The 25183-nt window shown below is 72.8% G+C and carries 25 protein-coding genes; 8 read left to right on the top strand and 17 right to left on the bottom strand.

Annotated features, from left to right (window positions below; genetic code table 11):
- The first annotated feature begins 84 nt into the window (after positions 1-84).
- The 3 genes from O7623_RS15240 to O7623_RS15230 all read left to right on the top strand — a co-directional run bounded on the left by O7623_RS15240 (position 85) and on the right by O7623_RS15230 (position 4216).
- A complete protein-coding gene (locus O7623_RS15240) occupies positions 85-2418 on the top strand; it encodes an EAL domain-containing protein (protein ID WP_282229286.1) in 2334 nt (777 codons plus the stop codon).
- 101 nt (positions 2419-2519) lie between these two features.
- Entirely contained in the window at positions 2520-3329 is an 810-nt protein-coding gene (locus O7623_RS15235; RefSeq protein ID WP_282229285.1) for an SAM-dependent methyltransferase, read from the top strand.
- Positions 3330-3337: 8 nt separating this feature from the next.
- On the top strand, positions 3338-4216 hold the full coding sequence (locus O7623_RS15230; RefSeq protein ID WP_282229284.1) for a helix-turn-helix transcriptional regulator: 879 nt from the start codon (positions 3338-3340) through the stop codon (positions 4214-4216).
- 33 nt (positions 4217-4249) lie between these two features.
- Here O7623_RS15230 and O7623_RS15225 read toward each other — a convergent pair whose 3' ends face one another.
- Entirely contained in the window at positions 4250-5860 is a 1611-nt protein-coding gene (locus tag O7623_RS15225; RefSeq protein WP_282229283.1) for a hypothetical protein, read from the bottom strand.
- 89 nt (positions 5861-5949) lie between these two features.
- Positions 5950-6702 carry a DUF2071 domain-containing protein gene (locus O7623_RS15220; protein WP_282229282.1) on the bottom strand — a complete coding sequence of 251 codons (753 nt, stop codon included), beginning with the start codon at positions 6700-6702 and terminating at the stop codon, positions 5950-5952.
- 69 nt (positions 6703-6771) lie between these two features.
- On the opposite strand from O7623_RS15220, the gene O7623_RS15215 reads away from it, so the two are divergent.
- Positions 6772-7239, top strand: a complete 468-nt coding sequence (locus tag O7623_RS15215; protein ID WP_282229281.1) for a PPOX class F420-dependent oxidoreductase — start codon at positions 6772-6774, stop codon at positions 7237-7239.
- Positions 7240-7249: 10 nt separating this feature from the next.
- Here O7623_RS15215 and O7623_RS15210 read toward each other — a convergent pair whose 3' ends face one another.
- The 4 genes from O7623_RS15210 to O7623_RS15195 form a co-directional block, all read right to left on the bottom strand.
- Complete coding sequence (locus tag O7623_RS15210; RefSeq protein ID WP_282229280.1) at positions 7250-7456, bottom strand: hypothetical protein; 207 nt, start codon at positions 7454-7456, stop codon at positions 7250-7252.
- 135 nt (positions 7457-7591) lie between these two features.
- Complete coding sequence (locus tag O7623_RS15205) at positions 7592-8314, bottom strand: hypothetical protein (protein WP_282229279.1); 723 nt, start codon at positions 8312-8314, stop codon at positions 7592-7594.
- Positions 8301-9035 (bottom strand): ABC transporter permease, encoded by a 735-nt coding sequence (locus tag O7623_RS15200; RefSeq protein WP_282229278.1) that lies wholly within the window; start codon positions 9033-9035, stop codon positions 8301-8303. Before O7623_RS15200 ends, O7623_RS15205 begins: the two co-directional genes overlap by 14 nt.
- Complete coding sequence (locus tag O7623_RS15195) at positions 9032-9943, bottom strand: ATP-binding cassette domain-containing protein (RefSeq protein WP_282229277.1); 912 nt, start codon at positions 9941-9943, stop codon at positions 9032-9034. The genes O7623_RS15200 and O7623_RS15195 overlap by 4 nt, the downstream gene beginning before the upstream one ends.
- 153 nt (positions 9944-10096) lie before the next feature.
- Here O7623_RS15195 and O7623_RS15190 point away from each other — a divergent pair, with 153 nt between their 5' ends.
- The gene (locus O7623_RS15190) at positions 10097-11341 is read left to right on the top strand and encodes a histidine kinase (RefSeq protein WP_282229276.1); all 1245 of its coding nucleotides are present in this window, start codon (positions 10097-10099) and stop codon (positions 11339-11341) included.
- Positions 11342-11364: 23 nt separating this feature from the next.
- Complete coding sequence (locus O7623_RS15185) at positions 11365-12147, top strand: response regulator transcription factor (protein ID WP_282229422.1); 783 nt, start codon at positions 11365-11367, stop codon at positions 12145-12147.
- A gap of 44 nt (positions 12148-12191) precedes the next feature.
- On the opposite strand, the gene O7623_RS15180 is transcribed toward O7623_RS15185, so the two are convergent.
- From O7623_RS15180 to O7623_RS15160, 5 genes are all read right to left on the bottom strand, one after another.
- The gene (locus tag O7623_RS15180) at positions 12192-12905 is read right to left on the bottom strand and encodes a hypothetical protein (RefSeq protein ID WP_282229275.1); all 714 of its coding nucleotides are present in this window, start codon (positions 12903-12905) and stop codon (positions 12192-12194) included.
- Positions 12905-15175, bottom strand: a complete 2271-nt coding sequence (locus O7623_RS15175) for a hypothetical protein (protein WP_282229274.1) — start codon at positions 15173-15175, stop codon at positions 12905-12907. Before O7623_RS15175 ends, O7623_RS15180 begins: the two co-directional genes overlap by 1 nt.
- Positions 15166-16056: a hypothetical protein gene (locus O7623_RS15170; RefSeq protein WP_282229273.1), complete on the bottom strand. Its 891-nt coding sequence runs from the start codon at positions 16054-16056 to the stop codon at positions 15166-15168. The genes O7623_RS15175 and O7623_RS15170 overlap by 10 nt, the downstream gene beginning before the upstream one ends.
- A gap of 179 nt (positions 16057-16235) precedes the next feature.
- Positions 16236-16976, bottom strand: coding sequence for a Crp/Fnr family transcriptional regulator (locus O7623_RS15165; RefSeq protein WP_282229272.1), 741 nt, complete (start codon positions 16974-16976; stop codon positions 16236-16238).
- A 108-nt stretch (positions 16977-17084) separates the two neighbouring features.
- A complete protein-coding gene (locus O7623_RS15160) occupies positions 17085-18245 on the bottom strand; it encodes an LCP family protein (RefSeq protein WP_282229271.1) in 1161 nt (386 codons plus the stop codon).
- 245 nt (positions 18246-18490) lie between these two features.
- On the opposite strand from O7623_RS15160, the gene O7623_RS15155 reads away from it, so the two are divergent.
- A complete protein-coding gene (locus O7623_RS15155) occupies positions 18491-18760 on the top strand; it encodes a GlsB/YeaQ/YmgE family stress response membrane protein (protein ID WP_282229270.1) in 270 nt (89 codons plus the stop codon).
- Between the two features lie 2 nt (positions 18761-18762).
- Here the strand turns inward: O7623_RS15155 and O7623_RS15150 are convergent, their stop codons facing one another.
- Complete coding sequence (locus O7623_RS15150; protein WP_282229269.1) at positions 18763-19920, bottom strand: tetratricopeptide repeat protein; 1158 nt, start codon at positions 19918-19920, stop codon at positions 18763-18765.
- A 114-nt stretch (positions 19921-20034) separates the two neighbouring features.
- Between O7623_RS15150 and O7623_RS15145 the strand changes: the two genes are divergently transcribed.
- A complete protein-coding gene (locus tag O7623_RS15145) occupies positions 20035-21657 on the top strand; it encodes a PQQ-dependent sugar dehydrogenase (RefSeq protein WP_282229268.1) in 1623 nt (540 codons plus the stop codon).
- A gap of 25 nt (positions 21658-21682) precedes the next feature.
- Here O7623_RS15145 and O7623_RS15140 read toward each other — a convergent pair whose 3' ends face one another.
- Genes O7623_RS15140 through O7623_RS15120 form a run of 5 tightly spaced genes read right to left on the bottom strand, consistent with a single transcriptional unit; the run spans position 21683 to position 25179 of the window.
- A complete protein-coding gene (locus O7623_RS15140) occupies positions 21683-22129 on the bottom strand; it encodes a hypothetical protein (protein WP_282229267.1) in 447 nt (148 codons plus the stop codon).
- A gap of 41 nt (positions 22130-22170) precedes the next feature.
- Positions 22171-22548, bottom strand: a complete 378-nt coding sequence (locus tag O7623_RS15135; protein ID WP_282229266.1) for a DUF2470 domain-containing protein — start codon at positions 22546-22548, stop codon at positions 22171-22173.
- Positions 22545-23231, bottom strand: coding sequence for a biliverdin-producing heme oxygenase (locus tag O7623_RS15130; RefSeq protein ID WP_282229265.1), 687 nt, complete (start codon positions 23229-23231; stop codon positions 22545-22547). The genes O7623_RS15135 and O7623_RS15130 overlap by 4 nt, the downstream gene beginning before the upstream one ends.
- Positions 23228-24133, bottom strand: coding sequence for a heme ABC transporter ATP-binding protein (locus tag O7623_RS15125; protein ID WP_282229264.1), 906 nt, complete (start codon positions 24131-24133; stop codon positions 23228-23230). Before O7623_RS15125 ends, O7623_RS15130 begins: the two co-directional genes overlap by 4 nt.
- Positions 24130-25179 (bottom strand): iron ABC transporter permease, encoded by a 1050-nt coding sequence (locus O7623_RS15120; protein ID WP_282229263.1) that lies wholly within the window; start codon positions 25177-25179, stop codon positions 24130-24132. Before O7623_RS15120 ends, O7623_RS15125 begins: the two co-directional genes overlap by 4 nt.
- Between the last annotated feature and the right edge of the window lie 4 nt (positions 25180-25183).

Here is a 25183-nt window from a genome sequence, read left to right as displayed (position 1 = left end):
CGGGACCGTCCACCCGGTCAGGTCCCTTGTAAACTCGCCGACAGCCTACCCGGCGACATCCGTACGGGACGATAGATTCCGCCGGTGGCAGCAGACCGTCCGGCGCCGGCACGGCCCCGACGAGCCGGTACGGCGGCCCTCGGCGTCGGCGTCGGGGCCGCCACGGTCGAGGTCGCCTGGCTCGTCGCCGGTGGACCAGCGGCGGCGCTGGCCAGCGACCTCGGTGCCACCGTCGTCGCCGGCTGCGCCACCCTCGCCTGCGCCGAGACCGCCGGTCGGCACCCGCCGGCACTGCGCCGCTTCTGGCTGCTGCTGGCGGCCACCATGGGCCTGGCCGCCGCCGGCCGTACCATCTGGACGGTCGGTCGGCTCGGTGCCGACGCGTTGCCGCACACCCCGCTGGTCGGCGCGGTCTTCGTCGCCGGCATCGTCACCGGCACCGCCGCGCTGCTGTCAGCGGTGTCGGCGCCCCGCAGCGGGCTGGGCCGGGCCCGGGTGGTGCTCGACGGGGTGATCGTCGGGCTCGCGCTCATCCCGGTCGCCTGGGTGGTGGTCTACCGGGACATGGCCGGTGCCGACCTGGACGGCACCGCCCGCAGCCTGGGCATGTTCTACCCGATGCTGGACCTGATCCAGCTGGCCGTGCTGATCTCGGTCGCCGCGCCGGCACGCCCACTGTGGCCACCACTGACCCTGCTCGGCGTCAGCCTGGCCCTGCGCGCCGGGGCCGACGCGGTGTACGTGTCGCTGATCGCCCAGGGGCAGTACCAGGCCGGGCATCCGATCGACGTCTGCTGGCCGCTGAGCTACCTGTTGGTGGCCTGCGCCAGCCGCTACCCGCCCCCGGCCGACCTGGACCAGGTCGACGAGACCGCCGAGCCCGCGCCGATGCCGTGGTGGCGGGTGGCGCTGCCGTACCTGACGGTGGGGGCGGCGATCGTGGCGATCGTCGTCGACGGGCAACCCGTACCGGTGGTGCAGGGCAGCGCGGTGGCGCTGCTCGCGGCGCTCGCCGTCCGTCAGGCGTTGGCAGCCAACGAGAACCGGCGCTTGGCCGCGCGGCTGCGACAACTGGCCTACACCGACCAGTTGACCGGGCTGCCGAACCGGCTGCTGTTCACCCGACGGCTACGGCAGGCCATCGTCGCCCGCCGTGGGCACGGCGACCACCCAGGGGAGCCGTACCCGGATGCCATGGTCGGCCCCGACCGGCCCGCCGTCGCGGTCCTGCTGCTCGACCTCGATGGGTTCAAGCAGGTCAACGACCGGTTCGGGCATGCCAGCGGCGACGCCGTACTGGCTGAGGTGGCGACCCGGATGCAGGCCGTCGTGGCCGGCGCGGGGTTGACCGCCCGGCTCGGCGGCGACGAGTTCGCCGTCCTGCTCGACCCGTCGGCCGCGGCCGAGCCGGACCGCCGTGGCGACCCGGCGGCCGATCCCGAACGGTTGGCGCAGCGGCTGCTGGCCGCGCTCGCCGACGGAAGCGGCACCTCGGCGAGCATCGGCATCGCCGAGTACGGCCCGCAGCACACCGGCGACGCCGATCTGCTGCGCGACGCCGACATCGCCATGTACGCGGCGAAGGCGGCCGGTAAGTCCGCGTACCGGTTCTGCACGCCAGCCCTACGGGAGGCGGCGGTGACCCGCGCCGACCTGATCGCCGACCTGCGCCGCGCGGTCGACGACGGCGACCAGTTCGAGCTGGCCTACCAGCCGATCGTCGAGGTCGGCAGCGGGGTGGTCCGGGCGGCCGAGGCGCTCGTGCGATGGCGGCATCCCCGGCACGGACTCCTCAGCCCGGCACGGTTCCTGCCGCTGGCCGAGGAGACCGGGCTGGTGCTGCCGCTGGACCGGTGGGTGCTCGCCGCCGCCTGCCGGGACGCGGCGTCCTGGCAGGACCTGGCGCCGGGCATGTCGGTGGCGGTGAACCTGGCGCCGGCCCATCTGCTCCGTGCCGACCTGGTCGGCACGGTCGACGAGGCGCTGGCGGCGGCCGGGCTGGCGCCGGCCGGGCTGACCCTGGAGCTGACCGAGACGGCGTTGATCGACAGCGCCGACGAGGTGCTCGCCGGCCTGCGCCGGCTGCGGGAGCTTCGGGTACGGATCTCGATCGACGACTTCGGTACCGGTTACTCGTCACTGAGTTACCTGCACCGGTTGCCGGCCACCGATCTGAAGATCGACCGCAGTTTCGTCGACCGGCTCGACACCCGGGACGCGACCGCGTACGCGACGGTCGAGATGGTCACCCGGTTGGCGGACGCGTTCGGGCTGGTCGTGGTCGCCGAGGGGGTGGAGACCGAGACACAGCACCGGGCCGTCGCGGAGATCGGCTGCCCGCGGGGGCAGGGCTACCGGTACGGTCGGCCGCAGCCGGTCGGCCACCTGCGGCAGCTGCTCGCCGTACCGCCGGGGTGAACCGGAACCAATGTGGAAGTTCCACAAGCGACCTTGGCGGTGATGATCTTCGGGGTTATAGTGCAGACCGTTCGTTCATGCCCGAATCGTGAGGATGCACCGTGGTCGACGACCCCTCGAACGGGCCAGCTCCAGCGCCCAAGCTGGACACGTCCGTTCCGCAGACCGCCCGGATCTGGAACTACCTGCTCGGCGGCAAGGACAACTACGCCGTCGACCGGGAGGTCGGCGACCAGATCCGCGACGCATTCCCGGAGATGGCGCAGAACGCCCGGCTGTCGCGTGACTTCCTGGCCCGCGCGGTGCGTCACCTGGCCGGCCCCGCCGGTGTCCGCCAGTTCCTCGACATCGGCACCGGCCTGCCGACCGCCGACAACACCCACGAGGTCGCCCAGGCGGTCGCACCCGAGGCCCGGATCGTCTACGTCGACAACGACCCGCTGGTGCTGGTGCACGCCCGGGCACTGCTGACCAGCACCCCGCAGGGCGTCACCGACTACCTCGACGCCGACCTGCGCGATCCGGAGTCGATCGTGCGGGAGGCCGGCCGTACCCTCGACTTCAGCCAGCCGGTCGCGCTGATGCTGATGGGAATCCTCGGCCACATCGCCGCCGACGACGATGCCGCAGGCATCGTCGGTCGCCTGCTCGAGAGGTTGCCGTCCGGCAGCTACCTGGCCCTCTACGACGGTGCCGACACCAGCCCCGGCGTGGTCGAGGCCGCCCGGATCTGGAACGAATCGGCCAACCCGCAGTACCACCTGCGCAGCCCGCAGCGGATCAGCCGGTTCTTCGACGGGCTCGACCTGGTCGAGCCGGGGGTGGTGCCGGTGAACCGCTGGCGGCCGGAGCCGGACCAGGCGCAGCTACCCGAGTCCGACCAGTACTGCGGCGTCGGCCGCAAGCCGTAGCCCGCGCCATGAGCGTGGTCGGACAGCACGGGCATCCGGCCGGCGGACCTACCGTCCGCCGGATGCAGCTCGGTGCCCGGCTGCGCCGGCTGCGGGAGGCGAACGGGGTCAGCCGGGAGGACGCCGGCTGGGCGATCCGGGCCTCAGAGTCCAAGATCAGCCGGATGGAGCTGGGCCGGGTCGGGTTCAAGGAACGCGACGTCGACGATCTGCTCACCCTCTACGGCGTCGTCGACCTCGCCGAGCGGACGGCGCTGACCACGCTCGCCCGGGAAGCGAACCAGCCGGGCTGGTGGCACCCGTACGCCGACCTGCTGCCCACCTGGTTCCAGTACTACCTGGACCTCGAATCGGCGGCCAGCCTGATCCGTACGTACGAGATCCAGTTCGTGCCGGGGCTGCTGCAGACCGAGGAGTACGCCCGGGCTGTCGTCGGCATCGGGTTCAGCGGCTGCGGTCCCGCCGAGGTGGAACGGCGGGTCGAGCTGCGGATGGCCCGCAAGCGGGTGCTCGACCGGCCCGACGCACCCCGGATCTGGGCGGTGGTCGACGAGGCGGTGCTCTGCCGGCCGATCGGCGGGACCCGGGTGCTGCGCGGGCAGATCGAAGCGCTTGCCCAGATCAGCGAGTTGCCGCAGGTACGGCTACAGGTGGTGCCGTTCCGCAGCGGCGGCCACGCGGCCGCCGGCGGTGCCTTCAGCATCTTGCGCTTCCCGGAGCAGGAGCTCGCCGACGTGGTCTACCTGGAGCACCTGACCAGCGCGCTCTACCTGGACAAGCGGGAGGACGTCGACCGGTACGCGGCCGCAGTCGGCCGGCTGTTCATCGAGGCCGAACCGCCCGACGCCAGCCGTGACCTGCTGCACCGCGCCCTGCGCGATCTGTGACCCGCTGCCCACCGTCGTCCCGCGTCCGCCTGCCTATTCGGTGGTCATGCCCAGGCTGACCAGCACCGCCCCCTGGTAGAGCACCAGCGGCTCGCCGGTGCCGTCCCGGCGGACCAGCACCAGGGCATCGTCCGGCCCCGGCGGACGGCTGCCCCCGCGATCCGACCGCAGCGAGACGAGCAGGTGCGCGCCGTCGGGGGTCGCCAGCACACCAGCCACCCGCTGCCCGGAGCCGCCGCCGGTGGCGATCTCGGTGCGTTGGCCCGCGCCGTCGGTGAGCAGCACCCGGTCGACGCGGAGCTCACCGTCCTCGTCGTGCAGATCGTGCAGCACCGTGCCGTCCGGGAACGCGGTCCGGGGAGTCGCCAGCGATCCGGCGGTGGTGACGGTGCCGGCCGCGTCGATGGTCATGGCGTCACCGCTGGGCCCCAGCCGCAGCGCCGCCAGGGACGCCCCGGTCGAGGGCAGAACCGTGGCCGACGACACCCCCCGCAGGTCGGGGCCCGGCCGTGCGGTCGCGCTCGCCAGATCGACCGACCAGACCCGGTTGGGCAGGTCGGCGTCGCGGCGCACATCAGCGTCGTACGGCAGCTCGACGACCAGCGCCGCCTCGCCGGCCACCGCGACGGCGAGGTTGCCCGCCACTGGGGGGAGATCGGTCGGACCGGGCCGGCCCGCGTCACCGGCCGGCTCGGGGGCCTCCGTCACCGGCACCACCGACCCCGACGTCAGGTCCAGCACCGCCAACCGCCGGGCACCAGACCCGGTCTCCTCCACCAGCGCGTACCGGCCGGCCGGCGCGAACGTCACGTCGCCGACCGGGCTGAGCAGGGTGCGGACCACGCCGTCGGGCTGGACCACGCTCACCGCCCGCAACCCGTCCCGCAGGTGGGTCACGGCGAACCCGGCGTCGGTGAAGACCCCGGAGACGAAGGTACGGGCGACCTCGACCGTCGGGCGCCAACTCCCGCCGGCCGTGTCCGCGATGATCAGCCGCGCCGGCCGGTCGTCGGTCAGCGCGGCCAGCAGCCGTCCGTCCGGTGAGGCGGCGATCGGGTAGCTGGGCAGTGCGATCGTCGGGCTGACGGCCCCGGTGGTCCGGTCGACTCCGCCGAACCGGTCGCCCGGTCGTTCCTGCCAGATCACGCCGCCGTGGTCGGCGACGACGCAGGCAGCCTCCACCGCTGGCTGCTCGACCGTGCCGTCCCGGCGAACGATCAGGCAACGGGGCCCGGTGATCGACAACTGCGGGCCGACCCCGGTCGCGGTCCGGAGGTAGACGTGGTCGGGCAGCGCGACGTCGACGATCCGTCCGTCAGCGAGCAGGGCGGCCCGTCGGTCCTCGGCGAGCCCGTCGGCGACGGTCGGGAAGCGGGGGTCGCCGAGTGCGATCTCGGCATGACGGCGGTCGGGCGCCACCCCGGCGATCTCGTCGCCGAAGCGCTCCACCGCCACCAGTCCGGTCAGGTCGGTACGGCGTTCGTCGGCCACCGCCACGGCGAACACCGCCGGACCGAGCCCACGGACCTGCTCCGGCAGCTGCCCGACCCGGGCGGGCAGCTGCGACGTGCCCCCGTCGACGCAGCCGGCGGTCGTCACCACCAGCACCGTCGTCGCGGCCACGGCCCACCATCGTCGTGCCATCCCCGCATTGTGATCATTGGGGGCAAGTTCCGCGACCGCACAGCCGGTCGCACGCCGGGACGGCCGCTCTCACGGCACGGCTACCGCTCTCACGGCACGGCGACCGGGGCGCCGAAGCGGACCGGTACGCCGGGGGAGTAGAGCACACTCACCGGTGGGCCGTCCGGGGCGGGCAGCCCGGCGGCGACGAGCAGACCGTCGTCCAGGTCCACCAGCTCCGCCCGGTGCAACGGCCACCGCGGGTGTTCGTTCGGCAGGTAGCGGGTCCGCCCGTACACCCGCTCGTGCAGCCCCCAGCGGGCGGTGAGGAAGTGCTCCAGCGGGGTCGGCTCGGCGATCGGCGCACCGACCCGGATCGACATCCGGCTGGCCGCGCCGCGCGGCCCCGGCCACCGCCGCCGGCACCGGTACGTGAGGGTGTCGCCGGTGCGGTCCAGTCGCATCCACGACCACCGGTACGGCAACCGCAGGCTGGCCAACGCCACCAGCACCGGCACCAGCCGGGCCGCGTCCAGCGAGCGGAACACCACGGCCCGCCGTCCCGCGTCGTCGACCGAGTAGAGCCGTACGTTCGTCTCGCAGAAGGTCCCCAGGTACGGGATGCCGGGCCCGGCGAACATCCCGACGCCGACCATCCGGAACCCGATCAGCCCGACGTAGGTGACGCCGTCGACGGTGTCCGGCCGGGTGCCGGGCGGCAGCAGCCCGGCGACCATCGACGGGTCCGCCGGCCAGTGCAGGAACGCCAGATCGTGCCAGCTCTGCACGAGCACCGGTCGGCGGATCGGTCGGGCGGCGGTAGGGGTGATCGGCTCACCCGGCGGTTGACCAGCGGCGCGCATGGGATCATTGTGCCGGTCCGGTCCAGGTGCGCCCGCAGGTCGTGGGCGCCGAACCCGAGGGAGCCCATCGTGGCACGTGCCATCGCGACGAACACCCGGGTCGACCGGGCCGGCCTGGTGGAGTTCCTGCGGACCCGGCACCGGGCGGTGCTGACCACGACCCGGGCCGACGGTCGCCCGCAGTCCTCGCCGGTGACCTGCGGTGTCGACACCGGCGGGCGGCTGGTCGTCGCCACCTACCCGGACCGGGCCAAGGCGGTGAATCTCCGCCGCGACCCCAGGGTGTCGGCCGTGGTGCTCTCCGACGACTGGAACGGACCGTGGGTGCAGATCGACGGCACCGCCACCGTCGTCGACATGCCGCAGGCGTTGGACGGGCTCGTCGAGTACTACCGCTGCATCGCCGGCGAACACCCGGACTGGGACGAGTACCGCGAGGCGATGCGGCGGCAGGGCAAGTCGTTGATCCAGGTGACCGTCGACAGGTGGGGGCCGGTCGCCACCGGCGGCTTCCCGCCCCACCTCGCCGACGCCTGACCGGTACGGGTCACTCGGACGGTTCCGGCAGGTCACAGTCGATCTGCGGGTTGACGCCGATGTAGTTGAGCGGGCCGGCGATCACCGTGACGATGGTGGTGCCGGCGTGCGCGCAGTTGGTGTCGTCGCGTTCGAAGTAGCCGCGTTGCACCGCCGCGACCAGACCGATGACCAGCCAGATGAGCACGATCACCCCGGATATCGAACCGCCGCGCATCGTTTCCTCCTCAAGGTCGCTTCGCCGTGCCGGCCCCGCCGGGCGGGGTCCCGCCGGGATCCGCGTCGGCGGATGGCACCCTTGTACCCAGCGGCGCTCCGTCGGTAACGCCGGCACGTCATCCCGGCGCGTCGGTCACCCCGGCGCGTCGGTGGCCACGCGGCAGAACTGCCGCCGCCCGACCTGCGGCACCACCTCGTCGCGGACCACGACGTCCATCGTGGCCAGTTCGGTGCGCAGCAGCTCCGCTTCGGCCCGGTCGTCGCGGTCCAGGGCGCGCTGCCGGGCGGTGAACAGCGCGTCCGCACCGGCGGGCAGCCCCGGCAGGCCGGGCACCCACAGGCGGTACGCCGACCGGTACGGATCACCGTCGGGCCGCCACGGGTAGCCGTACCGGGTCAACGTGGCACCGAGCCGCGCGGCCGGGACGTCACCCGCCCGGGAACACAGTTCCTCGCCACGGTGGCCGAGCACCACCAACCTGGTGCCGTCCAGGAACACCGCACCGACGGCGCTTCGGCGTACCGTCGTCTCGGACTCGCCGCGCCGCAGCGTCAACCGGTCCCGGCCTACCACCAGGTACAGGTGTTCGGCGGCGTCGGCGGCGGCCAGCACCAGGCCGGCGACCACCCCCAGCAGCACTCCGCCGATCAGCGCCGGCACCGGCGGCACCGCGTCGATCAGGCGCAGCGGGCCGGCCAACGGCACCCAGGGCAGGCCCAGGGCCCAGCCGGCAACCGGTTTGACCAGTGCGCCGACCCCGGCGCCGAGCCCGGCGAGCAGGACGGCCACGCCGTACCGCTGCCCGGGACCGGGCCCGACGACGGTGCCGGCACCATCAGGGTCAGGCGATGTCACGGCGCTGGATCCGCAGCATGCCGGTGACCAGCGGCAGCAGCACCCAGACCGCCACCGAGGTGGCCAACCGGGCCCACTGCCCGGCGGTCACCTCGGCGGTCAGCAGCGGTTCGGTGGTCAACGTGAGGTCCAGCCACTCGGCGACGCCGCGCAGCCGCTCGACGATGCCGCCGAGGACGGTCCACACCGTCGGCAGCAACAGCAGCAGCACGATCGCGACCGGGCTGTTCAGCAGCAGCATGCCGAACGCCACCCCCATCACCACGTTGATCACCTGGAACAGGGCGGCGTAGCCGATCAGTGCCGCCTCGATCCGCCAGCTGCCGGTGCCGCCGGTCGCCGACGCGACAGCCATCCCGACCGCCGCCGACGCCAGGCTGGTCAGCACCGAGGCGACCGAGGCGACGGTCGCCGCGACCAGCTTCGCCGCCAGCACCCGGTGCCGCACCGGCACCAGCGCGAAGGTGGTCAACGCGGTGCGCTGCGACCATTCGGTCGTCACCAGCAGCACCCCCAGGACCGGCAGCAGGAACGCGACCGGCAACAGCGCCAGCACGAAGAAGGCCGTGAAGGTCTGCTCGGCCGGCTCGGCGAAGATCACCATCACGGTGACGATCGCCGCCGTCGACAGCCCGATCGCCCCGAGCAGCCACGCACCGGCCCGGGTGTCGAGCATCTTGCGCAGCTCGACCAGGATCAGCCGCCACCACAGCGGGTTCATCGGACCGCCTCCCGTACCGAGTCACCTGCGGTCAGGGCCAGGAACATCTGCTCCAGGCCGCCGTTGTCCGCCGGCCGCAGCTCCAGCAGCACGGCACCGATCTCCGCCGCGACCTGACCGACCGCCTCCGGCCCGGCCTGCACCAGCAGCCGGCCGTCTACCCGGCCGTCGACCTCGCCGACGGCCAGGCCGGCACGGTCCAGCGCCGCCCGCAACGCCTGCGGGTCCCCGGCCCGGACCAGCGTCCCGCCGTCGCCGGCCAACAGCTCCGCCTTGTCGCCGTCGGCGACGATCCGGCCACCCCCGATCACCACCAGCCGGTCCGCCACCGCCTCCACCTCGCGCAGCAGATGGGAGGAGAGCAGCACGGTGCCGCCCCGGTCGGCGAAGTCACGCAGCAGCTCCCGCATCCAGAAGATGCCCTCCGGGTCCAACCCGTTCGCCGGCTCGTCGAGGACCAGCACCCGTGGCTCGCCGAGCAGCGCGTGCGCCAGGCCGAGCCGCTGGCGCATTCCCAGCGAGTAGGCCCGCACCCGGCGGCGGGCCGCCACCTGGTTGAGACCGACCCGGTCGAGCAGCTCACCGACCCGCCGGCCGGGTACCCCCATGGCCAGCGCCGCGACGGCCAGGGTCTCCCGGCCGCTGCGGCCCGGGTGCATGGCGGCCGCGTCCAGCAGTACGCCGACCACCCGCCCCGGATCGGCGAGCCGCCGGTACGGCAGCCCGTCGATGGTGGCGGTGCCGGCCGAGGAGGCGGCCAGGCCGCAGAGCATCCGCAGCGTGGTGGATTTGCCGGCCCCGTTCGGCCCGAGAAATCCGGTCACCGTGCCCGGTGCGCAGGTGAACGACACGTCGTCGACGGCAACCTGCCGTCCGTACCGTTTGGTGAGGTTGCGTACTTCGATCACCGCACCAGCGTCGCGGCCCGGCGACCGGTGGCGCAGCGGCCGACGGTCGACACCGGTGCGCCGTCGGACCACCGTCGGATGAACCTTGGTCGACGGACAGGCACCGACTTTGGTCGCTGTCGCGGGTCGGTGCCGGTTCCGTACGCTGGGCGGATGAGTGCGGTGCCGGCTCCGGAGAACCCCTGGCTGCTGCCTGCGGCGCTGGTCGCCGAGCCGGCCGGCACCCGACGGCGCAGCACCCGCGACTGGATCGTCGACGGTGTCGCGTTCGGGCTCGCTGCGGCCTACCTGGTCTGGGCGGCCTGGGACCTGCGGCAGCCGCAGCCCACGATGACCGCCGCCGGGCCGCCGCCGGACTGGCTGTACCGCGTCGACCTGGCGCTCGGGCTGGTCTGCTGCGCGGCGATCTGGGTACGCCGACGCTGGCCGTTGACATTGGCGGTGCTGGCCGCGCCGGTCGGGCTGCTGTCGGTGACCGGCGGTATCGCGCTGCTGGTGCTGCTGTTCACCGTGGCGGTGCACCGGCCGTTCCTGATCGCGGCGGCGGCGACGGCCGGGCATCTGGCGGTCGCGCCGGTGTACTACCTGATCTACCCCGATCGGGATCTGGGCATGATCGGCGCGGTGATCTTCACCGGACTGGTCCTCGGCGCGGTGCTCGCCTGGGGGATGTTCGTGCGGGCCCGTCGGCAACTGATCCTGTCGCTGCGGGACCGGGCCCACCGGGCCGAGGCCGAGCAGCAGCTACGGATCAGCCAGGCCCGGCAGCTGGAACGCACCCGGATCGCCCGGGAGATGCACGACGTCCTGGCCCACCGGATATCCCTGCTCAGCCTGCACGCCGGGGCGTTGGAGTTCCGCCCGGACGCGTCCCGCGAGGAGGTCACCCGGGCCGCCGGGGTGATCCGGGTGACCGCCCATCAGGCGCTGCAGGATCTGCGGGAGGTGATCGGCGTACTGCGTACCGGTCCTGCCCCCGACGATCAGCCGGCGGAGCCGCCCCAGCCGACCCTGGCCGACCTCCCGGCCCTGGTGGACGAGTCCCGGCAGGCCGGCGCCCGGGTACGCCTGGTCGACCGGGTCGACGACGCACCGGCACTGCCGACCGGGCTCGGCCGCACCGCCTACCGGATCGTCCAGGAAGGGCTGACCAACGCCCGTAAGCACGCCCCCGGGGCGGCGGCCCTGGTCACGGTGACCGGCCGCCCCGGCGACGGACTGACCGTCGAGGTCGTCAGCCGCCGGCCGGTGGCGCCGTCGGCCACGGCCATTCCCGGGGCCGGCACCGGGCTGGTCGGCCTCGCCGAACGTACCGCCCTGGCCGGCGGTCGGCTGACCCACGGCCCGACCGACGCCGGCGACTTCCGGCTCGGTGCCTGGCTGCCATGGCCGAGGTGACACCAGCATCCGACGCGGCGGATGTGCCGCCGGCGGCCGACCGGGCCGACCCGGCCAACCCGGCCGGGCCGGCTGTGATCCGGGTCCTGATCGTCGACGACGACCCGTTGGTCCGGGCCGGCCTGTCGATGATCCTCGGCGGCGCGGCCGAGTTGCGGATCGTCGGTGAGGCCGGCGACGGCGCCGAGGTGCCGGCGGCGGTCGCCGCCAGCGCGCCGGACGTGGTGCTGATGGACATCCGGATGCCGCAGGTCGACGGGCTCGCCGCCACCGAGACGCTGCGCGCCCGGCCCGACGCGCCCCAGGTGGTGGTACTGACCACGTTCGACGCCGACGAGTACGTACTGCGGGCGTTGCGGGCCGGGGCCAGCGGCTTCCTGCTCAAGGACACCCCGCCGGCAGAGATCGTCGCCGCCGTGCGTCGGGTGCACGCCGGGGAGCCGATGCTCTCCCCGGCGGTCATCCGCCGGCTCATCACCCACGTGGCGGGGCAGTCTGCCGACCCGGCCGCCATCGTCGGGCCGCACGCGGTCCCGGCCACCGCCGCCGGGCGGCGGTGGCCGGGACCGCAGCGGGAACCGGTCGGGCGCCGGGACCGCGCCCGCCGGCTCCTGGACCAGTTGAGCCCACGGGAACGCGACGTCGCCGTCGCGGTCGGTCAGGGCCGGTCCAACGCGGAGATCGCCGCCGAGCTGTTCATGAGCGTCGCGACGGTCAAGGCGTACGTGTCCCGGCTGCTGTCCCGGCTGGAGCTGAACAACCGGGTGCAGATCGCGCTGCTGGTGCACGACGCCGACCTGGTCTGACAACTGCCGGTGCCGCCGGTGCCGCCGGGCACCGGCGGCACCGGTCAGGCGTCGAGTACCCGGCCGGCGAGGTCGCCCCGGTCGAAGGAGACGAAGACGTCACCCAGGCGGTCCAGCAGGTACCGGCGCTCCTCCGGGCTGAGCCCGCCGACGAAATCGTGTACCGTCTCGGCGATCACCGAACTCTGCTGGTCGGCGCCGCCGGTCAGCTTCGTCGCGACCCGTTCGAAGGTGTCGTCCAGCAGCGGCTCCAAGGTGCCCGGATGGTGGGCCAGCCAGTAGCAGCGGGCGGTCGTCGGATCGGTGAGCACCCGCTCCCGCAGGTACGTCATCTGCTCCTGCTCGAGCTGGTGACGCATGCGCTGCAGTCGCAGTTCCCGGCTGAGCTTGTCGACCATCTCGGTGTCCTGCTCGGCCTCGCTGTCCACGGTGAGTTTGATCGTGCAGCTCACCAGCCGCAGGTGCGAGGCGGTCAGGTCCATCTGCGGCATCCGGGTGTTCAGCTCGGCCTCCAGCATGGTCCGTTCGGTGACCTTGCGGTTGGCGGCGATCCGGCGGGCGGCGTCGAGCAGACACCAGCGCAGCGTGGCCACCGCCCGGTCACTGGGGCGCAGCGGCTGCCAGGCCGCGGTGAAGGTGGCGACGAACTCGGTGCCGGCCAGGGCGGCCGGCAGCCGGTCGGTGAAGACCTCCTGGGCCGGCGGGGGCGGCGCGGCGGGCGGCATGGGGGCGCGGAACAGGTCGAGGAATCCGGGCATCACAGCTCCTGGGAAGGACGGGAGTGCCGGCGGGCCGTGATCGGGTCCGCACGGTGCAGCTGATGAACGAGGTGCCGCCGCAGCACCGACTGGCGGGCCGGTTCGTCGCTGGCCGGCCAGGCGGCCAGCAGCGCCCGCAACCGGGCCACCCGGCGGCCGGCGGCCGGACCGGCGGTGACGGTACGGCCGAGCACGTGGGTCAGGGTGCCGACGATCTCCGGATCGGCGGCGGCGTCGTCGAACCAGCGGTGCAGCAGCGTCTCGATGCCGTCCGGCAGTTGCCGGGCGTCCAACGCCCGACCCAGCGCCATGCCGACGTCGTCCTGCACCGCCACCGTCGCGTCGACGACCTCGGCGAGCACCGCGTCCGGCCGCCGTACCCGATGCGGCGCGGCGCCGACGGTGTCACCGACGACGGTGTCACCGACGACGGTGTCGTCCGTTCCGCCCGGAGCGTCGGCGGTGTCGTCGGCGTCGTCGCCGGCCGGATCGCCGACGGTGTCGGTACCTGGCGGCCGGCCCAGGCGCTCCAGCGCGCGGGCGGCGAGCGCCGACCGCTGTGGCTGATCGCCGGCCAGCCAGTGGGCCAGCCGCAGCAGCACCGGCTGCCGTAGCCGGGACCGCTGCCACAGTGCGGCGAGTGCGGCGAGCACCGCGTCGTCGACCTCGGCCAGTCCGTGCCGGGCCAGATGGCCCAGCCGCACCATGGCCTGCTCGACGTAGAAGTCGGCGAGCTGACCGCCGCACACCTCGGCCACCGTGATCAGCAGCTGAGGTCGGCCGCTGGAGTGCGCCCAGCGGTAGAGGTGCTGGCGGACCGCCGCACCGATCTCCGGGCTGAGCGCGGCGATGCCGAGCATCTGCACCAGCGTGGCACGCAGTTCCGCCCGGCGGCTCCAGGGCGACGCCACCTGGCCGAGGACCTCCGGGGCACGTCGCCGCAGCGCCGTGTGCAGGACCATTTCGGCGCTTCGGGCGGCCAGTGCCCGGTCCACACTGGACCGCTGCTGGTCTCCCCGCAACGGTAGATCGGCCACCCACCGCCACAGTTCCGCCTGGAAGGTGTCGGCCCGGTCGGTGATGACGAAGTCGAGCACCGCCTCGGCGTACCGGGCCCGGCGGAACCGGACCACGTGGTCGGGGCCGAGGTCGGCGTCGACCGCAGCGACGAGGGCCCGTACGCCGTCGCGGCGCAGCCCGGCCGGCTGTGCGGGGTCGGTGAGTCGGGCGTCGAGCGCCTCGGCGGCGGCCAGCACCCGCCCGGCGCGGGAACCCTCCAGCGCGGCGGCCGCCACCAGGAAGGCGCGGTGGTGCGGATCCGGGTGCTGGTGGAACCAGGTGGTCAGCTCGGCTTCCCAGTTGTGGTACGCCGAGAGCAGCGCGGCGACGACCTCCTTGCCTGCTGGCGAGTCGGCGGTGACCGTACCGTCGACGATGTCGACGAGCCCGGCCGGCCGGGCGGCCACCGGCCCGACCGTCACGGCCAGCACGTCGGCGGCGAGCTGCGCCAGCCGTACCGCCTCCGCCGGTGCCGCTGCGGCCAGCAGCTCGACCACCTGCGGGTCGTCGACCAGCCAGCGCAAATCCAGGTCGGGGCGCAACCGGCGCAGCCGCAGCCCGAGGACCTGACCCGGCGGCGGTACGCCGACCCGCAGCACCGGGCCGTCGCGTACCGCACCGAGCTGGGCCCACGTCGCCTCGGTGACGGTCACCGCGACGCTGGAGCCGCGGCGGGCCAGGCTGGCGCAGTACGCACCCAGGTCGCGGGCGAACCCGTACTGGATGTGGTGGGCCTGCTCGGGCAGTTCCAGCAGGTAGGCGAAGCCCGCCGCGACGGGCAGTTCGGCGACGGTCAGCTGCTCCTGCCGCGCCGGGTCGTACGTCGGGCGGATCTCCCGTAGCTGTTGTCCGGTGCCCTGCAGCAGGCGCAGCGCCGCCGTGTACCGGCCGGTGCCGGGGCCGCCGACCAGGATCGCTCCGCCGTAGCGGCGCAGCAGGGTGAGCGCCCCGTCGCCGTCGAGCCGGTCGCCGCCGACGGTGTGGTAGCCGGGGTCGACGAAGCCGTCGAGCCGGTCCCGTACGAAGTCGGGGCTCAGCTCGTGGTAGTCACGGACCCGCTGCACGTACTGGTGGAGTCCGCCGTAGACGGTGTGGGCGACCTGCCCGTCGTTGTGGGTGACGGCGACGCTGACCGCCGGCTCCGGGCCGAGTTCGTCGGCACCGAGCAGGTCGTCGTCGAGCAGATCGTCGAGCCCGTCGGTCAGTGCCATCCGGTACGCCCACCCCGGGACTGCCACATCCCGCCGTTGACCTGGTTCGCGGCCTGCCCGGAGTTGCGCCGGATCCGTAGCTCACCCCGTTGGTCCGGGGCCCGTCGCGGGTCGGCGCCCGGCTCCCGGCCCGCGTCCGCGCTCCCGGTAGGTTGCTGCGCCGACCCGGCCTGGTCCTGCTCCGGCCCGGCCGGCTGCCCGGTCGGCTGCACCGCGAACCGGGGGGCCGCCAGCAGGCTGCCGGACGGCTCCGGCACGTACAGCCAGGCACGCTGGCTGAAACCCTTGCCCGGCACGCTCGCCGCGACCTCGATGAAATGGTCCGGGTGCCGGCTGGTGTAGCCGTCCCGGACGACGTCGCAGAAGACCCGGTCGGACAGGATCGCCGCGACGTGGGTGACCGACGGTTCGGCGGCGGCCAGCATGATCCGGACCGCGTCGGAGTCCAGCAGCCGGTGGGTGTCGTTGCGGGCGGTGCCGTTTCCCGAGTACTCGGGCCGGTCGGGGTCGACCGGCAGCGGGCCGACGTGCAGGCTGACCCGCAACCGGATGACCGGCTGACCGCGCAGGATCGTGGCGTTGTGGTTGGTCAGCACCTGCTGCAGGACGGCGAGGAACGGATGGACCAGCGCGGGCAGCAGCCTGGTCGGTACGCCGATGGCGAGCCCGTCACCGGTGTTGGCGAAGAACGGCGGTGACTGCCATGCCTCGCCGACGCCGGACTCGTCGAATGCCTGGCGAACGAGTTGCGGAATCAGGTGACTGATGTGCTGGTGGGTGCTGCCGGGCTCGGTGGTGAAGCCCAACGCGTCGACCGCGAGGACGCCGGTGTACGGGGGCAGTTCCCTGGTGGTGGTGAATGGCGCAGGTATGGCGACCACTGGTGCTCCTGTCGCTTCGAGATCGTCGGCCTCGCATCCTGCCGAGGATCCCGCACTGATCTCTGCCATCCAGTGGGCACAGTCGCTATTTGCCGACGACTATGCACCCTCGACGGACGGCATCCGTCTGAACAGGGCGCTGCGTGATCGACAGATGGTGGTGCCGCCGACCTGTTCGGTCAGCGGCGGTGGTCCGGGTCGTCGTCGGGGCGCGGCTGTCGTCGTCCGTTGTCGTCGTACGGCCGGGCGCGGTATCCGATGGTCGCGAGCCGATCGACGTCGAGTAATTCGTAGCGGCGCGGTGCGGTACGCAGCAGACCGTCGCGACGCAATTCGCTGATCGCGGTGACCACCGCGTTGCGGGAGGCGCCGATCAACTGCGCCAGGCCGTCCTGGGAGATGCCGAGATCGAGTACGGCCCGGCGAGGTCCGTCCGGGCCCGCCTTGGCGAGCCGCAACAGGGCCCGGACCAGCCGCTGCGGCACCGGGAGGGAGGCGATCTCCACTCGTTGTTCGTCGGACTCGCGCAGTCGCGCGTTGGTGTACCGGCGCAGCGCCACGTGCAGGCCCCGGTCCTCGACCAGAGCGAGAAACTGTTCGTTGGTGAGTTTGCGGGCGGTCACCTGACTGAGCACCGAGACACTGGCCGACCGGGGCGTTCCGTCCAGCGCCGCGATGTCGCCCAGCAGATCGCCGGTGGAGCGTACGGTCAACATGGTCTCGCTGCCGTTGGCTTCGGTGCGGTACACCTTGGCCGCACCGGAGATCAGGACGAAGACGTCACGGCTCTGGTCGTCCTGCAGGAAAAGCCCCTGTCTGCGCCGGATCTGCACGAGCTGACCGGCCTGCTGCAGTGCCTGCCAGTCAGTGGCGGAGATGTGGTCGGTGAAGCTGACCCGTACCGGGTATGCGGCGGCCATGCGCACACCGTACCGATGTGGACGGAACGGAGGAAATCACGGTGACGTATGTCCGCGGGTGTCGTCGGGGCAATTTCCCGACCGTGCTGGGGCGGCACCGCGCCGGCGTCAGTCCTGCTGGACGGCGTCGGGATTGGCCAGCAGGTATTCGTCGAGGGTGCCGGCGCGGACGGCGTCGAACATCTCCAGGCTCTCCGGGGTGAGCCGTTCGGCCGCCGTACTGCTGAATCCGGCCGGGTTGAACTCGCCGCCGTTGGTCTTCACCATGATCAGGTCATTGGCGGTGACGCCGCGCAGGGTGAACACGAAATCCGCGATCGGGATCCCGCCGGTGTCGAGGACGAAGGCCTTGCCCGCCGCCGTGATCACCCGGTCGATCCTGGCCAGGTCGGTCAGTACGCCGGTGCTGCTGGCCTCCTGCACCATGGCCTTGATCAGCTGTCGCTGGTGGCGTTGCCGGTCGTAGTCGCCGTTGGGCAGGCCGTACCGCTGGCGGGAGTAGTCGAGGGCCTCCCAGCCGGCCATCCGCTTGCAGCCCACCTCGTGCCAGAGCTCCTCGCCGCCGCCCATCTCACGGGCCTCGGCCAGCCACGTCGGCATGCCGTCGACCAGCCGCATGTGTTGCGACATGACCCGTTGGTCGACGCACATCTCGACGCCACCGAGCGCGTCGATCACGTCGCGGAAGCCGCCGAAGTCGATGATCGCCGCGCCGTCGAACTCGATACCGGTGAGCTCCTTGAGGGTGAGTGCGACGAGTTGGGCCCCACCGGCCCGGCCGGCACCGTTGCGGGATCCGGCGTAGAAGGCGTCGGTGATCTTCGACTCGCCGCCGGGGTGGTCGCTCGGCGCGAACGCCGGCACCTCGACCCAGGTGTCCCGGGGCACCGAGATCAGGTACGCCTGGTCGTGGGTGTCCGGGATGTGCAGGATGATGATGGTGTCGGAGCGCATCTCGCCGGGGCGGCTGCCCCGCTCGTCGACGCCGAGCAGCAGCATCGTGACCGGTCCGTCCAGCGCTTCGCCCGGCTCCTCGTCCTGCTCCGGTAGCCGTGCCGCGCCGGCCAGCAGGTCCTGCTGCTGGATCTCGCCGGTGTAGCGCTCGACGAGGACCCTGCTGGCGACCAGGGCGGCGGCGCTGGTCGCCAGCAGCAGGCTGCCGACGACCACGGTCAGCACCGCCCAGATCGGGGTACGCCGTCGCGGTAGCGACGATTGCGCGGTCGGGGGGCTGCTCGGTGCGCTGGTGGCTGCGCCCGGTGCCGACATGCCAATGCTCCAGTCGAGGGGTGACGAGGCCAGGACACCGATGTCTTACCCGGGACCCTACGCCGTCAAGCTGCGAATTCACTGAGAAGGTCCATGTCGCGGGCCGGTCCACTGTATAGGGACGCGTGCCGGAGGGTCGACCGGCCCTGGTGCCGGCGGCTACCCGATGGTTGCCTGGTAGTTGTCTGGCTCTGGCATGGTGGAAGGGCCGGCCAACCCGGTCAGACGGCACAAGGAGGCAGCAGATGGAAATCAGCGGCATCTTCTCGGCACTGATCATCGGACTCGTCATCGGGGCGCTCGGGCGGCTGGTGATTCCCGGCAAGCAGGATCTGAAGATCTGGGTGACGCTGCTGATCGGGGTGGTGGCAGCCCTGCTCGGCACCCTGGTCGCGAGTGTGATCGGGGTGGCCGACACCCGGGGGATCGACTGGATCGAGCTGGCGCTGCAGGTCGGCCTCGCCGCCGCCGGTGTGGCGGTCATCTCCGGCGCCAGCGCCCGCCGCAAGTCCTGACGTCAGCCGACGCGGCCGGTCAGCCAGGTGCGCTCGATGGCGCCGAGGTAGCGTTCGCGGTGTTCCTCCCGGGCCAGGGCCCGCAGCAGGAAGTCCATGTGGTCGCAGATCTCCCGGGCCCGGCGGGTCGACTGGCAGGTCTGGTAGAGCACTGCCGCGTGCAGGTCGGCCTCGGCGTAGTTGCCCCGCAGCACCTCGTCGGTCCAGCGGATCAACGAGGTCCACATCGGCTTGATCTTCGCCCGGCGCTCACTGGAGTCGAGCCGGTTGATCGCCTCCGCCGAGCGGTCCCGGGCGTGCGGCAGCGCCTGCGCCTGGGCGGCGAGCAGGGCGAGGAAGAACGGCGTCGCGACCAGTTCGTGGTCCAGCCGGTTGGCCTGCTGGTGGGCGTCGCGGGCGGCGGTGAAGTCACCGTTGTCGCGCAGCAGCAGACCGAGGCAGTTCCAGTTCTGGGCGTCGTCGGGGCCGTGCTTGGTGGCGCTGCGCGCGTACGCGAGTGCCCGGTCGGGGTGGGCGTAGCGGTGCAGCAGGGCCAGGGCCCGCTCGGTCGCGTCCGCCGGCAGTTTGTACGCCATCGCCGTGGTGAGCTCCTCCTCGGCGGCGGCGTCCTCGCCGAGGTTGGTCAGTGACCGGCCCAGCCGGTAGCGCACCCGTGGGTTGCGCGGGTCGAGCTCCACCGCCCGGCGCAGGCATTCCACCGCCTTCTCGTAGTAGCCCTCCCAGTAGGCGGCCTCACCGAGGTTGAACAGGTAGGAGACCTCGACCTGGGTGGTCAGCCGGTGATCGAAGTCGCTCAGCCGCGACTGCATGTCCTCGATCAGCAGGTGGACCTGCTCGGACTGACGTTCGGCGCGGGTGACGGCGGTCTCTACCCGGCCGACCAGCGTGTCGGTCTGCCCGGACAGCGTCTCGGCCTGCAGGATCGCCCGGTCGGCCTGGGCGACGATCTCCTGGGCGACGACCCGTTGCCGGTCCAGCTCGAGCCGGGCGCGGGCCCCGGTACGCCGGATGGTGCGCAGTTCCCGGACTCCGACGAAACCCGCCAGGACGAAGACGACTGTCAACGCGGTGACCAGTAGTGCAAAAGCCGCAATTATCCCACCGGACCAGGCGATGACCAGTTCGGCGATCTGGATCGGGTCGGGGGTGGCCGGCTCCATGTACCCAGCGTAACCACACTGTGCGCGTGATTGACTACTCTAAGTGGCTAAATTGATACGCCACCCGGTCGACGGGGGTGTGGCGATCGACGGGTCGGCCATAGGCTGACCGACATGAATATGAGAATGCCTCGATATCTCGGGTCGGCGGTCAGCCGCGCGGGCACGGCCCTCGTCGCGACGTCGCTGCTGATGCTGACCCCCGCCGCCGGCCACGCGGCGCCGTACACCGATCCGCTGGCGGCGCCGTACACCGATCCGCTGGCGGCCCCGCTGGCCGTACCGCTCGAGCAGCTCACGGTGACCACCACCCAGGTCGCCTTCGGACTGCAACGGCCGACCGCGATGATCGCGCCCGACGACGACAGCGGCCGACTCTTCATCACTGAGAAGACCGGTCGGGTGCGGGTCTACCATCCGGACACCGGTCTCGCCGCCGCACCGCTACTCGACATCGGCGACCGGGTCGACGTCAGCGGTAACGAGCGTGGCCTGCTCGGCATCGCCACGTCACCGGACTTCGCCACCGACCCGGTGATCTATCTGGCGTACACGGCGTTGCCCGACGGGGCGGTCACCCTGGCGCGGATCGCCCTCGACGACCCCGGCCAACAGCCGGTGCCGGTCGACGAGGCGGAGGTCGTCCTGGTCCAGCCGCACGCCGAGTTCGCCAACCACAACGGCGGCCAGCTGGCGTTCGGCACCGACGGCTACCTCTACTGGAGCATCGGTGACGGCGGCGGCGCCGACGACGTGCTCGGCACCGGGCAGGACCTCGGCACCCTGCTCGGCAAGATCCTGCGGATCGACGTCTCGGCCCGCTGCGGCGAGCTGGCGTACTGCGTACCGGCTGACAACCCGTTCGTCGGCGACGCCGACGCCCGCGACGAGATCTGGGCGTACGGGCTGCGCAACCCCTGGCGCTTCTCGGTCGACCCGGCCGACGGCTCGCTGTGGATCGCCGACGTCGGCCAGGGCACCTACGAGGAGGTGAACCACCTGCGGGGACAGCCCGGGGCCAACCTCGGCTGGTCCTGCCGGGAGGGCCCGGTCGAGTTCGATCCGCAGCGCTGTGACCCGACCGCCGAGTACGTCGACCCGGTGTTCCACTACCAGACCTCGGTCGGTGGCTGCGCGGTGATCGGCGGCCACGTCTACCGGGGCAGCGCGTCGGCCGACATCGCCGCCGGTACCTACCTGGCCACCGACTACTGCTCCGCGGCCGCGTACGCGGTCCGACCGAGGGCCGACGGCGGGTACGACACGGCGGTCATCGGCGAGCTGCCGATCCAACCCACCTCGATCGGGGTGGCCGCCGACGGCGAGTTCTACCTGGTCAACGACCTGCCGGGGCAGCTGCACCGGATCTCGTTCGGTGCCCAGGAGCCGGAGCCCGGCTGCCAGGTCGGGTACCGGGTGGACAGCGACTGGGGTGCGGGCTTCACCACCTCGGTCACGGTCGTCAACACCGGCGACGAGCCGGTCGACGGCTGGTCGGTGAGCTGGACCTTCGCCGACGACCAGCGGGTCGCGGTCGCCTGGAACACGGTGGCGACGCAGGACGGCCCGGCGGTGACCGCGACGAACGCCGCCTGGAACGGGACGATCCCACCCGGCGGCAGGGTCGCCTTCGGGTTCCTCGGTGCCAGCGGCACCGGCGGTGGTGCCGGCCGTACCCCGACCGACTTCACGCTCAACGGCGCGCCCTGCGCGCCGGTGCCGGCACCCGCCGGCTGACGCCTGCCAGTGTGGGCCGGTCGGGTCAGGTCAACGGCTTGGCGACGACCGGCTCACCGGGGGCGAAGGCCTGCGGGTCCAGCACGGCGATCGCGCCACCGCCGAACAAGCCGTGGTTGACCAGCACCAGCCGGTGACAGTCGGGGTCGCCGGTGCGGTCGGGCAACTGTCCCGCCAGTGCGCGCACCTTGGTCGCCGACGACTCGTCGAGGGTGAACCCGTCCGGCCCCCAGACTCCGCTGACCTGGAAGAACTCCTGTTCGCTGCGCTGTCGGTCGCCGTTGAGCACGATCATCCGGTCGGAGCCGGTCAGCGCGCTCGACGCCTCGTTGAGCCCCCACGCCGAGTACGTGGCCGTGCCCGAATCCGGGGCCTCGCCGATCCCGATGCCGGTGCATCCGCCGAGCGCCAGCAGTGCGACGACCACCAGCGTCAGTGCTCCGGAGAGACTGCTGCGTCGCGTCCGCGTCATGCGGTGATGGTTGCACAGAGTATGCGGGAGGGTGCTTCGTGTCAGGACTCTGCGGGGCGGGCTGGGACTCCCAACCGGGCGCACGCCTCCTGGTACATCCGGACCACCTCCCGACGGACCTGCGCCCGCTCGGTCAACCGGTGGGCGAACGGCACCCGCAGCGGGACCTCGACCTCGTCGACGGTGGCGGCGAAGTCGATCCCGTCGGCGTCCAGCCCGGTCATCCGGGCCGCGCTGGCGGCCGGCGCGCCGCCGAGCGAACGGCAGATCAGCAGCGAGTCCGCCGCATGGTCGTCGTTCATATGGTGCGCGATCTGGGCGACGACATCAGGGGTGAACGGATCGGCGGACCGGTCCTGCGGTCGGTCGGCCGGCTGGTCCTGGGGCTGGTCGGCCCGCTGGCCGTGCGCCGCGCTCACGCCGCCGACTCCATCGACTCCGGCGTCGTCGGCGTCGCCGGCTTCGGATCGCCGTCGTGGCCCAGCTCGGCGAGGACCGCCGTGTTGTGCCGGTACGCCACTGCGACCTCGCCGACCAGGGCGGCCTCCGCCGTGACGTCCAACGGCAGGGCGTCCAGCCGGGCCCGGTACGCGTCCTTGTACGCGCGGGCGTCGTCGATGCCGGCGAAGTGGTAGAACGCCACCCCGCCCGCCGGGGTCAGGTCGTAGGCCCGCGCCACCTGCCGGCCGATGTACAGCCCACCGGAGAGGTCGCCGAGATAGCGGGTGTAGTGGTGGGCGACGAACGCCGGCGCGAAGGTGAAACAGATCTCGTGCATCCGGGCGACATAGCGCCGGGTCGCCAGGTTCGGGCTGATCCGGCCCGCCCAGTCCGGGCCGAGCAGGAACGCCAGGTCGGCTTCGAGCGCCGGCAACCGGGTCAGCCGGTCGTCGACGAACCCACCGGCGACCGGGTCGTCGCGCATCGCCTCGGCCGCCTCCTCCAGCACCTGGTAGATGAAGTAGTGCTGGGCGACCAGGTCGGTGTAGCGCTGGCGGGGCAGCTCCCCGGCGACCAGCGCCGAGACGTACCGCTGTGACTCGGCCGCCTGATGGTCCTGCCAGCTGGCCGCCCGCAGCCGGGCGGAGAAGGTGTCGCTCATCGTGGGGGTTCCTTCCAGTTGTCGACGGTCAGGCCCTGCCGTCTCGGGACGACCAGCGGTAGCCCGGTCCCAGGGTGCGTCAGCACCTCGATGTCGTGCCGGTACACCTCGCTGAGCAGGTCGCCGGTGAGGACCTCGGCCGGTGGTCCGACGGCCCGCAGCCGGCCGGTCGACAACAGCGCGATCCGGTCCGCGTAGGCACCGGCCAGGCCGAGGTCGTGCAGCACCACCATGACCGCGTCACCGGCGGCGGCCCGCTGCCGGGCGATCCGCAGCACCAGCTCCTGATGGTGCAGGTCGAGCGCGGCGGTCGGCTCGTCGAGCAGCAGCGCGGCCGCGCGCTGGGCGAGCACCCGGGCCAGCGCGGCGCGGGCCTGCTCCCCGCCGGAGAGCGAGGTGAAGGTACGGCCGGCGAACTGCGCCACGTCGGTGGCCCGCAGACAGTCGTCGACGATCTCGTCGTCGTCGGCCTCGGCAGCCGACCCCGCCCACGGTGCCCGGCCCATCCGGACCACCTCGGCGACGGTGAACGGGAACGACAGGACGCTCCGTTGGGTCAGCACCGCCCGCCGCAACGCCAGCTCGACCGGTGTCCAGGCGCTCAGTGCGGCTCCGTCGACGCGGACCGCTCCGGCGGTCGGCGACACGTCACCGCCGACGACGGCGAGCAGGGTCGACTTGCCGGCGCCGTTGGGACCGACGAGGGCGACCACCTCGCCAGTGTGGACGACGAGGCCGACTTCGTCGAGGACCGTACGGCCGCCGAGTCGCACTCGCAGCCCGTCGACCTCGATCAGCGGGGTGCCGACCGGGTGCCCGGCGGGCATCCTCGGTGGCCGGCGGCGGCCGAGCAGCCGCAGCGGCCGGGTCATCCCCAGGTCGCGGCGCAGCGGCCGGGTCATCCCCAGCCTCCGGCGCGGCGGCGGGTCCGGCGCAGCAGCCAGAAGAAGGCCGGGCCGCCGACCACGGCGGTGAGCACCCCGAGTGGCAGCTCCTGGTATTCGACGACGGTACGGGCGGCCAGGTCGGCGGCGATCACCACGATCGCGCCGCCGAGCGCGCTGGCCGGCAGCAGCACCCGGTGGCCGGGACCGGCGACCATCCGGACCAGGTGCGGCACCACCAGGCCGATGAAGCTGATCACGCCGGTGAAGGCGACGGCGGCGGCACCGAGCAGCGCGGTCACCACGATCAGCCGTACCCGCAGCCGCTCCACGTCGACGCCGAGGTGCCGGGCGGAGCGTTCGCCGAGGGCGAGCAGGTCCAGTTTGCCGGCCGAGGTGAACGCGGCGGCCAGCCCGACGATCAGGCAGGGCAGGGTGACCGCGACGGCGTTCCAGTTGGCCTGGGCCAGGCTGCCGAGGTTCCAGAAGGCGATCGCCTGCACCCCGGCGGCATCGGTGACGAACATCAGCAGGCCGATGATCGCTCCGGCGACCGCGTTGACCGCGATCCCGGTCAGCACCAGGGTGACCACCTCGGTGCGACCGTCGGCCCGGGACAGCGCGTAGACCAGGTAGGTGGTGGCCAGCCCGCCGGCGAACGCGGCGGCGGCCAGGGTCCAGCCACCGAGGGCGGTGACCCCGGTGACGATGGCCAGCGCGGCACCGACGGCGGCTCCGGCGGAGACCCCGATGACGCCGGGTTCGGCCAGCGGGTTGCCGAAGACGCCCTGCATGACGGCGCCGGCGCAGCCGAGGGCGGCGCCGACGATCGCAGCCAGCACGACCCGGGGGAAGCGGACGATCCACAGCGCGTTCTCGCCGTGCGGGGCGGTCGGCAGCGCGCCGACCTCCAGGCCGAGCCGGTGCAGCACCGAGGCGAGCACCTCGGCCGGGGCGATCTGCACCTGACCGGTGCCGGCGGCGACCACCCCGACCGCCAGCAGCGCGCCGACGAGCCCGGTGAGCAGCAGCGGCCGGCGGGCCGCGAGCGCGGAGGCGGTCACCGGG

Source organism: Solwaraspora sp. WMMD791 (genome assembly GCF_029581195.1).
In the GTDB taxonomy this organism is placed as follows: Bacteria; Actinomycetota; Actinomycetes; order Mycobacteriales; family Micromonosporaceae; genus Micromonospora_E.
This window is presented reverse-complemented; position numbering and strand designations above follow the sequence as displayed.